This is a genomic window from Myroides sp. DW712, assembly GCF_046557355.1.
In the GTDB taxonomy this organism is placed as follows: domain Bacteria; phylum Bacteroidota; class Bacteroidia; order Flavobacteriales; family Flavobacteriaceae; genus Flavobacterium.
The window spans coordinates 135,456-146,988 of the sequence record NZ_JBKFDO010000009.1 but is presented as its reverse complement, the minus strand read 5'-3'; the positions used below and the strand labels follow the sequence as shown (position 1 = coordinate 146,988).

Here is an 11,533-nt window from a genome sequence, read left to right as displayed (position 1 = left end):
TATAAAAAAGTGAGTTATTATTTTTTTCAATTGAAATAAACTTTATTTTTATATGGACAGTTGGTCTTTGAAAACAAAAGTTGAGTTCGCGCGAGAAAAAGAAGGAGTAGATGTGGAAGAGTGTGGACCCGTTGGCGGAGAAGTATCATAATATTTCCTTGTATACTTATGTGAATAATAATCCTTTGATGTTTATAGATCCCAAAGGAGAAGAAATAGATTTTTCTTGGATATATAGTAAAAACGCTCAAGGAAATTATGTAAATCAAAGTTTAGTGGATGCTTTTGAATTTTTCGCAGGTTCGGAAGAGGGTCGTAAGTTTTTAGCAGATTATGCCAAAAAAGGACAAACAATAGGAGGTTATACGTTTAAAGAGAATGGGAAGTATCATAATAAAAAAATGGATTTAGTTTATAAGGCAAATAACAATAGAAATAGAGATGCGGGTGCAAGGTCTGTTATGGAAAATGGACGGTTTGTAAGTACAATATTCTTGTCTAAAAATGGAGGCTTGACGGAAAGACATTTAGAGGATATGGCTCATGAAAGCTTTATTCATGTTCGGTTAGATGGAAAGGACTATTACGATAATGGATTAATGGATTTAAGTAGTTTAGATAAGGATTTAATTAAGTATGTGGATGATTATTATAAAAATAATGATGATAAAAAAGGGTATTATCCTCAAAGAGCAAATTTAAAGCAACATTTTCAAGATGATAGAGAGAATTACTTATTTAAAACTTTCTTTGATTCTATGAAAAGTTATTATCAGAAAAAGGGAATTCGAAAGAGTGATGATAGTATAAAAGAAGAACTACTAAGAGGACGTCAAATAAGTAAGTGAAAAATGTTATGAGAAAAATGTTATGAGAAAAATAATATTAATTCTATTTATTTTAATAAAAAGCAATGTGTTACTCGCTCAAGATTGGAGTATAGATCTTAGTTATGAGGTTAGAGATACAATATTTACGTATTATATTGATTCAGATCCAACGCTGCTATTTTATAAAGATGTAAATCGAACAAGAGATACAAGAGAATTCAATAAAATTAAGATTTCAAAAGAAAGAGCGAAGGAAATTTTGAAGGTAATTCAGTGTATAAAGAAAGAGATAAAAGAAGGAGAGGAGAATTCTGGTTATCGAGATTATATAGAAGTTTTTATCTCTTTGGAGGAAAAGGGTAGTATTACGGAATTTTCTTTTTTTGACAATCAAGCTATACTATTATTGACTAGATTAATTGAATTGCTAGAAGCGTGTAAAGATAGGAAAGCTATATTTGTTAATTTTATTCATAGTGATGGACCTCCTCCTCCCGCAGCTAGTGAGAGCATCTTGTTAGTGCCTAAATAAGAAAATAAACCCGCTAGTCTTTTGAATAGCGGGTTTTATGTTACATAATACTTTTCAGTTTCGTTTGTTTAAGGAAGGAATCGAGCAGTTCCATGACTACATTTTTTTTATCGTCTGGGAGTTTTTGGATATCCGTAATTTTGTTAAGTAGGTCTTTTTCTATTACGATATCCGTATTGCCTACTAGATAATCTAGGGATACATTTAATACATCTGCAATTTTAGCCGCAATGTCAATAGAGGAAAAAACCTCGTTGCGTTCGTATTTATCACCTGAATTTACCTGTGGAAATTCTATTCGATCGAGGGAAAATCACTTATCTTTATACAGCGACAGGTGAGAAAATAAATAAAGTAGTAACCCAAGGAGGAGGTGGTTTTACTGTGAATTATTTGGATGGTTTCCAATATTTTATGGGGAAATTACTATTCTTTCCTACCGCAGAGGGGTATTTCAATGCAGAAACGCAAAACTATGTATACCAATACCGCGACCATTTAGGTAATGTCCGTTTAAGCTATTCGGATGCAAATAGAAACGACAAGATTGACGTTGGTGAGATCATTGAGGAAACGAATTATTATCCATTTGGATTGGCGCATCAAGGGTATAACGAGAAGAATAATACCATAGCCCAAAAATATAAGTATCAATATAATGGCAAAGAGAAGCAAGATGAGTTAGGATTGAATCTCTATGACTACGGTGCAAGGAATTATGATGCGGCTATCGGTCGATGGATGAATGTGGACCCGTTGGCGGAACAATTCCCTGCCTGGAATCCGTATCATTATGTACACAATAACCCGATTAATTTGGTGGATCCAACGGGGATGAGTGCGCAAAATCCAGGTGGAGGGAAAGTGATAGCCGTATTTTATCATGGTGGACCAACAGGAGGAGGAAAACAAACTACGGTTTCTAATGCGGGATATACAGGTCAAATATATAGCAATACTCAATCTGCAGCATCAAATTCGGGAAGAGGTTTTTCAGGAACCATTATCGCTCCAGGCTTGACTTCTGCTTCAGGCGTTAAAACTGGGTATGATTTTATTAATCAAAATTATCAGGAAGGTGATCAAGTTATTATCTATGGGTATAGTTATGGAGTTGATGTAGCTGTTGATTTAACTCATAATCTTAACGAATCAGGAATAGGGGTTAATTTACTTGTTACTGTTGATGGATCAGATGGACCATTTCAAAATATGACAGTAAATACCACCATTCCTAAAAATGTTGAAACAAATTTAAACATATATCAAACTAATAATTCAGGGGCTTCTAGTTCTTCTAGATCGACAGGTTCTTCTTCAGGAGCAACCAGTAGTAGTAGCGGAAGTAATAGTAGTGGAAGCAGTAATAGAAGTAATAGTGGGAGTAGTAATTCGCCAGGTTCGAAAGGAGGTCCCAACAAGGCGGTAAATTCTAATTCTACTAATATTTTAAATAAAAAAATAATAGGATCAGATGTTAATCATGGTAATATCCAGCAAAAATCTGAAAATATAATACAACCTTTAATAAATAGTACAATAGACCAAAGATAAAGTTATGAGAAATTATATTTTACCATTAGTAATCCTTTTTTTTTCTTGTAATAAAGATGTGCAGGATATTACTGTAGAGGGAATAGTGCGTTATGCTGAAAATAAAGAACCAATTAGTGGAATAGAAGTTGGAATAGTTTGTTGGAAGTATAAAAATAGTCCTGATGAAAGTTATTCAGAAAATGAAACTAAAATTGTTAGGACGGATAGTGAAGGTAAATATAAAGTTCATTTTGCTGAAGGAGCTTTTGTAGAAGTACAAGTTGCCTTGAGAGGATATATTAAAGGACATGAATCTAGGGAGATATATAATAAAAAGAATACGATTGATATTTTACTGAAAAAGAAGTGATAATAGTTTTATTTAAAAAATCACTCTTTTGAAGTGATATTTTTGCCTATATCAAAAAAGAATAAGAATATAAAACCCGCTAGTCCTTAGATTAGCGGGTTTTATTTTACATAATACTTTTCAGTTTCGTTTGTTTAAGGAAGGAGTCAAGCAGTTCCATGACTACATTTTTCTTATCGTCTGGAATTTTTGGATTGCCTTAGATATGGATCAGTTGACCTACAGTTACGAAGGCAATCAGCTTCAAAAGGTGGTGGATAGTTCCAACAATACCGATGGATTCAAGCAAGGCAGTACAGCGGCGAAACACTACAATTACGATGGTTTTGGTAATCTAAAAGTAGACCGAAACAAAGGAATTACGGGAATCAAGTACAACCATTTGAATTTACCTGTGGAAATTCTATTTGATCGAGGGAAAATCACTTATCTTTATACAGCGACAGGTGAGAAAATAAATAAAGTAGTAACCCAAGGAGGTGGTGGTTTTACTGTGAATTACTTGGATGGTTTCCAATATTTTATGGGGAAATTACTATTCTTTCCTACCGCAGAGGGGTATTTCAATGCAGAAACGCAAAACTATGTATACCAATACCGTGACCACCTCGGTAATGTCCGTTTAAGCTATTCGGATGCAAATAGAAACGACAAGATCGACGTTGGCGAGATCATTGAAGAAACGAATTATTATCCATTTGGCTTGGCGCATCAAGGGTATAACGAGAAGAATAATACCATAGCCCAAAAATATAAGTATCAATATAATGGCAAAGAGAAGCAAGATGAGTTAGGATTGAATCTCTATGACTACGGTGCAAGGAACTATGATGCTGCACTGGGCCGATGGATGAATGTGGACCCGTTAGCGGAAATGATGCGTCGTCATAGTCCTTATAATTATGCATTTAATAATCCGATTAGGTTTATTGATCCAGACGGTAGAGCTCCTCTTACTGATTACTATAATTTGAAAGGGCAACTCACAAAACATGTTGAAGATGGTAAAACGGATAAGAAAATAGTATTAACTACTAGTAAAAAGGAAGTTGATACAGATGTTGCAATAAGCAATGGTCATGTTGTTAATCAGATATCTAATGATGAAATTAAACAGATCGATGATATATATACTTTTGGTAAAACAGACAAAACGGGTACTGAGAAAGGGTTTTATTTTGGGCAGAATGGAAAATCATCAAAAACTGTAACAGGAGAAAAGGCTGGTGAAGTAGGACCAAATGCATGGGCAGAAGCAAGAAAAGATTTACGAGACAAAGGTGATACTGTTGCTTCTGATGTACACCTACACCCACTTGATTATGACAGTGAAGGTAATGTGGTTGCTTACGGGAAGCCAACACCTTCAATGGGAGCAGGCAAAGATACAGATCCTAAAAATATGCAGGGAAATCAGCCATCTATGATTTTGGGGTGGACGGAAATTCCAGGATCATTGCCTCCAGGTCAAATAGGAGGAACCCCTTCTCCTAATAGATATTCTCCTACAGTAGGATTTTATAATTCAGGAGGTTCTATTATTACAATTGATTATTCAGCCTTTAAAAAAGCAATGAAAAAAGTAAATAAATAATTATGAAATATTCAATTTGTGTTTTATTGGTTTTTTTGATGAGTTCTTGTGCATCTTATATAGATGTACCAAAAAACAGTATCAATAATAATAGTATGGTATTCGATTATGGTAGCAATGGAAATAAACTTAAATATATTAATAAAGTTAATGCTTCAGCTGATCACGACATTTACTACACAACGCATTTTTCAATAATGTTACCTAAAAATATTGTTAACTGGAATGTAAGTAGTAATAATTTTTTCTTTGAATATGATGACAAACAGATATTTTATATTTACTCTTCTTATAAAAATGAAGGACAGGAATCTGAGAATTGGGAATTAGAAGATATTGATTATAATGAAGTTTTAAAATATATAGGAGAGTATTGGGATAAAAGAAAATATAACGAAAATTATCTCTATAAAGCACATAATGGGAGAGTTTCAAAGCTTTATACCAATGGTAAATACGAAATATTACTTTATAACATAAAAACTGCAAATTTTCAAACTTTCATTCAGAGCGCAAAAACATTTAATACAAATATATAAAAGCGATACTTGATGTACATAGTTTACCGCTCTGATTTATAATGCTTATGATACCAGTATAATGCCAAAGAGTTACAAGATGAACTAGGACTCAATGTGTATGATTACGGTGCAAGGAATTATGATGCGGCTATCGGTCGATGGATGAATGTGGACCCGTTGGCGGAAGATTTTCCGGGGTGGAATCCGTATAACTATACAATGAATAATCCTGTAAATCTAACTGATCCTACAGGAATGTCTCCTGAAGGATTGGATAATGAGTATAAAGTGTATACTTCGGGGGGGAAAGTTCAAAAGGTTGATGAAATTAGTAAAAAAGGAGATGATTTTGTTGATTATGTAACCTATATTAATTTAGATACACCAGCTCCCTATGCGCCAGAGACAACTACTGAAGTCCAATTTGTTCAGACAAGCGAATCAACAGTCCCAACAAATAAATCTGTCCTCAATGGAGAGACAGCTATTATAGAAAGAGGCCCTGGATTTAAACATGATGTAAAGTATAAAGCTCAAAGTCAGGGAATAGAAGCCATGGGAATTGATTCTCCTTTTTTTATAGTTGGAGGAACTCTTAAAGGTGCCCAGCGAGCAACTAATTATACTTCTGATTGGAAGATACTGAATTCAGGTTTGCCAAAACATGGTAAATTTCAATATGGATTAAGAAACACAAAAACAAACTACCAAATAAGAATTGAAAGGCATAGATTACAAACGGCTAATGGAGGTGAATTAGGTACTCATATTAATTATGGTATCCAAGGAAAAAAACATTATTTTCCATTTAATTCAAGTAGATATAAACCTTATGTAAAAGAATAAAATTAATATGAATAAAGTTGATTTTTTAAAAGGGATAAGCTATTTTAAGAATGAAAAAAATATAAATAGGTCAGTACTGGCTAATTTGTTAATTAATTTGTCTGATTTATATTCTGACGATATAGATTTTAGTGTAGAAAGTTCTAAAACAAGTATTTATATTTCACTGAAAAAATATGAACAAGAGCTGGATATAGATTTGATTAATAATTTTTTAGATATACGATTTAATTATGTTGAACTAAATTTCTTTATAGATGAAGTAGAAAATGATGTTTTAGAAAAAATCTTAAAAAATATATTAATAGGACATTATATCTTATACTATTCAATCTTAGACACTGGAAAAGTGAGTAGTGTTAATTTAGTTTGGAAAGATAGTACACTATCTAATTTTAATAGCCAAGACCTATATGAAATGACAATAATTGGAAATAAAGTAAGAGTAGTTGAAGGGGTTAATTGGAGTAGGTAATATTGAGATAGTCATGACTTTTGGTATAGTGTTTATTTTACAAGAACGGGTACTCAAACAGGTATGAATATTTTACTTGGGAAGTATATATAAACCCACTAGTCCTTGATTAGCGGGTTTTATATTTACATAATACTTTTCAGTTTGGTTTGTTTAAGGAAGGAATCGAGCAGTTCTAGGACCACATTTTTTTTATCATCTGGAATTTTTGGATTGCCTTGGATTTGGATCAGTTAGCCTACAGTTACGAAGGCAATCAGCTTCAAAAGGTGGTGGATAGCTCCAACAATACCGATGGCTTCAAACAGGGAAGTACTGCCGCTAAACATTACGATTACGATAGTTTTGGTAATCTGAAAGTAGACCGAAACAAAGGAATTACGGGAATCAAGTACAACCACCTGAATTTACCCGTGGAAATTCTATTCGATCGAGGGAAAATCACTTATCTTTATACAGCGATAGGAGAGAAAATAAATAAAGTAGTAATCCAAGGAGGTGGTGGTTTTACTGTGAATTATTTTGATGGTTTCCAGTATTTTATGGGGAAATTACTATTCTTTCCTACCGCAGAGGGGTATTTCAATGCAGAAACACAAAACTATGTGTATCAATACCGTGACCACCTCGGTAATGTCCGCTTGAGTTATGCTGACGCCAACAAAAACGACAAGATTGACGTTGGTGAGATCATTGAAGAAACGAATTACTATCCATTTGGATTGGCGCATCAAAGGTATAAAGAGAATAATATGATTGGAGTGCATGATAAGGATCAATTATTTTCAAGAATAAAACGTAGCTTTAGGCGAATTGTTGTTTTGTTAATGGATCAATTTTGTAATATAAAAACCCGCTAATCTTTTGGTTAGCGGGTTTTGTTTTATCTATAGGTTGCAGTTTCATTGGTTTAAGATAGAAATTGAACAGTACAGACATTAACTATTAACTGTTAACCGTCAACCGTTCACTGTCAACTGTTCACTGTCAACTGTTCACTGTCAACCAACCTAACAATCTACCAAGTTCACGGCTACAGCTAATCCTCCTTCCGAGGTTTCTTTGTATTTGTTGTTCATGTCTTTAGCGGTTTCCCACATTGTACTTACTACTTTATCCAAAGGTACTTTGGCATTTTTAGGATCCGTATCAAGAGCTAGTTCCGCTGCGTTAATGGCCTTAATTGCACCCATGGCATTGCGTTCAATACACGGAATCTGTACCAATCCACCAATGGGATCACAAGTTAATCCCAAATGGTGTTCCATGGCAATTTCAGCTGCCATCATCACTTGTTCTGGACAACCGCCCATCAATTCACATAGTGCACCTGCTGCCATAGCACTGGAAACGCCAATTTCTGCCTGACATCCCCCCATAGCTGCCGAGATAGTCGCTCCTTTTTTGAAAATACTGCCTATTTCTCCTGCAACAAGTAAAAACTGTTGAATCTCTTTTTCTCCCGCTTTGTGGTTCTCAATCACCAAATAGTACATCAATACGGCGGGAATAACACCCGCACTACCGTTGGTTGGGGCTGTCACTACGCGTCCTAAAGAGGCATTTACCTCATTGACCGCTAGGGCAAAACAGCTCACCCATTTCAGGATTTGACGGAAGTATACTTTGGTTTTTCGAATCGTCTCCAACCATTCTTGGGGAGTCGAGTAGGGTAAGGTACTTTTTAGGTTTTGATGCGAATCATAGGCGCGTCTGCGAACATTTAATCCACCAGGTAACACCCCTTCAGTATGACAGCCAATGTACATGCACTCCAGCATCGTACGCCAAACACGCAATAGTTCTTTGCGAATTTCTTCTTCGCTTCTCAAGGATTTCTCATTTTCATACACCAATTGAGAAACTGTCATATTTTGCTCCTTGCAATAGGCTAGAAGTTCCGTAGCCTTATCAATTGGGTAGGGAAAACTCGCCTTAATTTCATCGTTCTTCTCATTTTCCGCTGTTTCTTCTTTGACTACAAATCCGCCACCAATGGAATAAAACGTAGAACTATACAGTTCTCCAGTTTGCGTTTCAATCGTAAAGGTCATACCGTTGGCATGGAAAGGCAAAAAGTTCTTATTAAAAACAATTTGAATGGCTGGATCAAAGGTAATAGGCAACTCAGCTCCTAGTAGCAGGGATTTAGTCGTTTTAATTTCGGTAATTGTAGCACCGATATTTTCGACGGGAACGTATTCTGGATCCGCACCGCTCAGCCCTAGCATAACAGCTAAGTCTGTCGCATGTCCAACGCCAGTAAGTGAAAGCGAACCATATAAGTCCACTGTTAGAATTTTCACTTGGTTAAATAGTTGACGCTCTTTCAGCTCTTTCAAAAAAAGTTCTGCTGCTCGCCAAGGACCTAGCGTGTGGGAACTCGAGGGCCCAACGCCAATCTTGAGCATATCAAAAACAGATATACATTCCATAATGTTGCATGATTTAATCGTTACGAAGATAAGTAAAAACCGCGGAGTCACAAATGATAGAAAAGGATTTAACGTATCGTTTGTCAACGCTCATTCGCCTGAGAATTCACCATAATTTTAGTACAAAAGGAAGATAATAATGCGAGATTAGGAATATGAGAGGAGGAAAGACAACGGATAAAGGAAAATATATGTCAGGAAAACTGACGAAAGAAGCAAAGAAAAAAGAAGGGATGACGGATTACGTGACAAAGTGACATTCTGTAAGGGGCTTTTTGGGCAAAAATAGCGTAGAAATGGCACAGATTGTTCTTGGCACAAAGATTGACTACTAGTAAGCGAGCCTGAGGTTTAAAAAAGGAAACAATAATTAAGTATAAAAGATAAACGATAAACATATTATGAGTAAAATAATTGGTATTGACTTAGGAACTACAAACTCATGTGTTTCTGTAATGGAAGGGAACGAGCCTGTAGTAATCACAAATGCAGAAGGAAAAAGAACAACACCTTCAGTAGTAGCGTTTGTTGAAGGAGGAGAAATTAAAGTGGGAGACCCTGCAAAACGTCAAGCAGTGACTAACCCAACAAAAACGGTAGCATCAATCAAGCGATTTATGGGGGAAAAATTCAGCCAAATCCCTGGAGAAATTACTGCGGTACCTTATAGCGTAGTGAAAGGTGATAACGATACTCCTCGCGTTGATATTGACGGACGTTTATACACGCCTCAAGAGATTTCTGCTATGACATTGCAAAAAATGAAAAAAACAGCAGAAGATTTCTTAGGACAAGAAGTAACAGAAGCTGTAATTACTGTACCCGCTTATTTTAATGACGCACAACGTCAAGCAACAAAAGAAGCTGGTGAAATTGCAGGATTAAAAGTAAGACGTATCATTAACGAGCCTACAGCGGCTGCGTTAGCATATGGATTAGATAAAACAGGAAAAGATCAAAAAGTAGTCGTATACGACTTAGGTGGAGGTACTTTTGATATTTCGATTCTTGAATTAGGAGATGGAGTATTTGAAGTATTATCTACAAATGGAGATACTCACTTAGGTGGGGATGACTTTGATAACGTAATCATCAACTGGTTAGCAGAGGAGTTTAACTCAGCTGAAGGGGTAGATTTACGTAAAGATGCTATGGCATTACAACGTTTAAAAGAAGCAGCTGAAAAAGCAAAAGTAGAGTTGTCTTCTGCTACACAAACAGAGATAAACTTACCGTATATCACGGCTACTGCTTCAGGACCGAAACACTTGGTACAAACATTAACAAGAGCAAAATTTGAGCAATTGTCAGATGACTTGGTACGTCGTTCTATGATCCCTTGTGAAAAAGCATTGAAAGATGCAGGATTGTCAAAATCTGATATTGATGAGGTAATCTTAGTAGGAGGATCTACACGTATCCCAAGAATCCAAGAAGAAGTAGAAAAATTCTTTGGTAAAAAACCACATAAAGGAGTAAACCCAGATGAGGTTGTAGCGATTGGTGCTGCTATTCAAGGGGGAGTATTAACAGGAGATGTGAAAGACGTTCTTTTATTAGACGTAACTCCACTTTCTTTAGGGATTGAAACAATGGGAGGTGTAATGACCAAATTAATTGAGGCCAATACAACGATTCCAACGAAAAAATCACAAGTATTCTCTACGGCTGCAGATAACCAACCTTCGGTTGAAATCCACGTATTACAAGGAGAAAGACCGATGGCAAACGACAACAAAACAATTGGTCGTTTCCACTTGGACGGTATTCCACCTGCACAAAGAGGTGTACCTCAAATTGAAGTAACTTTCGATATTGATGCCAACGGAATTATCAAAGTATCAGCTACAGATAAAGGAACAGGTAAATCACATGACATTCGTATTGAGGCTTCATCAGGATTGACAGAAGAAGAAATCGAAAGAATGAAAAAAGAAGCAGAAGCGAATGCAGATGCAGATAAAAGAGCAAAAGAATCAGCAGATAAAATCAATGAGGCAGATGCAATGATTTTCCAAACAGATAAGCAATTGGCAGAGTTTGGAGATAAGTTATCAGCAGCAAATAAAACTGCGATTGAAGGGGCTCTAGAGGAATTGAAAAAAGCATACGAAACAAAAGACGTAGCAACAATTACTCCAGCTTTAGACAAAATCAATGAGGCTTGGAAAGCAGCTTCAGAAGAAATGTACAAAGCACAAGCCGAAGCTCAACAAGGAGGGGCACAAGAAGCACAACCAAACCAAGGTCAAGGTGGCGGAGATGCAGAAGGTCCTCAAGATGTAGAGTACGAAGAAGTAAAATAAGAACCCAAAGGTTTTATTGTTATAAAGGAAGAACCGAGTCTACAAAGGCTCGGTTTTTTTTGTACTTTAGGGTAACTTATTTAATCAG

Annotated in this window: 10 protein-coding genes and 1 pseudogene; 10 read left to right on the top strand and 1 reads right to left on the bottom strand. The window is 35.7% G+C overall.

The features are described from left to right. Positions 1 to 188: 188 nt before the first annotated feature. The 9 genes and pseudogenes from ACLJX0_RS09390 (at position 189) to ACLJX0_RS09350 (ending at position 7,564) form a co-directional block, all read left to right on the top strand. The gene (locus ACLJX0_RS09390; RefSeq protein ID WP_410879964.1) at positions 189 to 848 is read left to right on the top strand and encodes a hypothetical protein; all 660 of its coding nucleotides are present in this window, start codon (positions 189 to 191) and stop codon (positions 846 to 848) included. Between the two features lie 22 nt (positions 849 to 870). Next, the gene (locus ACLJX0_RS09385; RefSeq protein WP_410879963.1) at positions 871 to 1,362 is read left to right on the top strand and encodes a hypothetical protein; all 492 of its coding nucleotides are present in this window, start codon (positions 871 to 873) and stop codon (positions 1,360 to 1,362) included. Between the two features lie 285 nt (positions 1,363 to 1,647). Continuing rightward, entirely contained in the window at positions 1,648 to 2,916 is a 1,269-nt protein-coding gene (locus tag ACLJX0_RS09380) for an RHS repeat-associated core domain-containing protein (protein WP_410879962.1), read from the top strand. Between the two features lie 4 nt (positions 2,917 to 2,920). Next, complete coding sequence (locus ACLJX0_RS09375) at positions 2,921 to 3,268, top strand: hypothetical protein (protein WP_410879961.1); 348 nt, start codon at positions 2,921 to 2,923, stop codon at positions 3,266 to 3,268. A gap of 130 nt (positions 3,269 to 3,398) precedes the next feature. Further along, positions 3,399 to 4,862 (top strand): RHS repeat domain-containing protein, encoded by a 1,464-nt coding sequence (locus ACLJX0_RS09370; protein WP_410879960.1) that lies wholly within the window; start codon positions 3,399 to 3,401, stop codon positions 4,860 to 4,862. Between the two features lie 2 nt (positions 4,863 to 4,864). Continuing rightward, positions 4,865 to 5,401 (top strand): hypothetical protein, encoded by a 537-nt coding sequence (locus ACLJX0_RS09365; protein WP_410879959.1) that lies wholly within the window; start codon positions 4,865 to 4,867, stop codon positions 5,399 to 5,401. A gap of 63 nt (positions 5,402 to 5,464) precedes the next feature. Beyond that, a pseudogene (locus tag ACLJX0_RS09360) lies at positions 5,465 to 6,229 on the top strand (RHS repeat-associated core domain-containing protein); the annotation flags it as partial. Between the two features lie 7 nt (positions 6,230 to 6,236). Then, on the top strand, positions 6,237 to 6,704 hold the full coding sequence (locus ACLJX0_RS09355) for a hypothetical protein (RefSeq protein ID WP_410879958.1): 468 nt from the start codon (positions 6,237 to 6,239) through the stop codon (positions 6,702 to 6,704). 224 nt (positions 6,705 to 6,928) lie between these two features. Continuing rightward, positions 6,929 to 7,564: a hypothetical protein gene (locus ACLJX0_RS09350; protein ID WP_410879957.1), complete on the top strand. Its 636-nt coding sequence runs from the start codon at positions 6,929 to 6,931 to the stop codon at positions 7,562 to 7,564. Between the two features lie 150 nt (positions 7,565 to 7,714). Here the strand turns inward: ACLJX0_RS09350 and ACLJX0_RS09345 are convergent, their stop codons facing one another. After that, complete coding sequence (locus ACLJX0_RS09345; protein WP_410879956.1) at positions 7,715 to 9,139, bottom strand: L-serine ammonia-lyase; 1,425 nt, start codon at positions 9,137 to 9,139, stop codon at positions 7,715 to 7,717. Between the two features lie 401 nt (positions 9,140 to 9,540). Between ACLJX0_RS09345 and dnaK the strand changes: the two genes are divergently transcribed. Next, positions 9,541 to 11,445 (top strand): molecular chaperone DnaK, encoded by a 1,905-nt coding sequence (dnaK, locus tag ACLJX0_RS09340; protein WP_410879955.1) that lies wholly within the window; start codon positions 9,541 to 9,543, stop codon positions 11,443 to 11,445. The last annotated feature ends 88 nt before the right edge of the window (positions 11,446 to 11,533 follow it).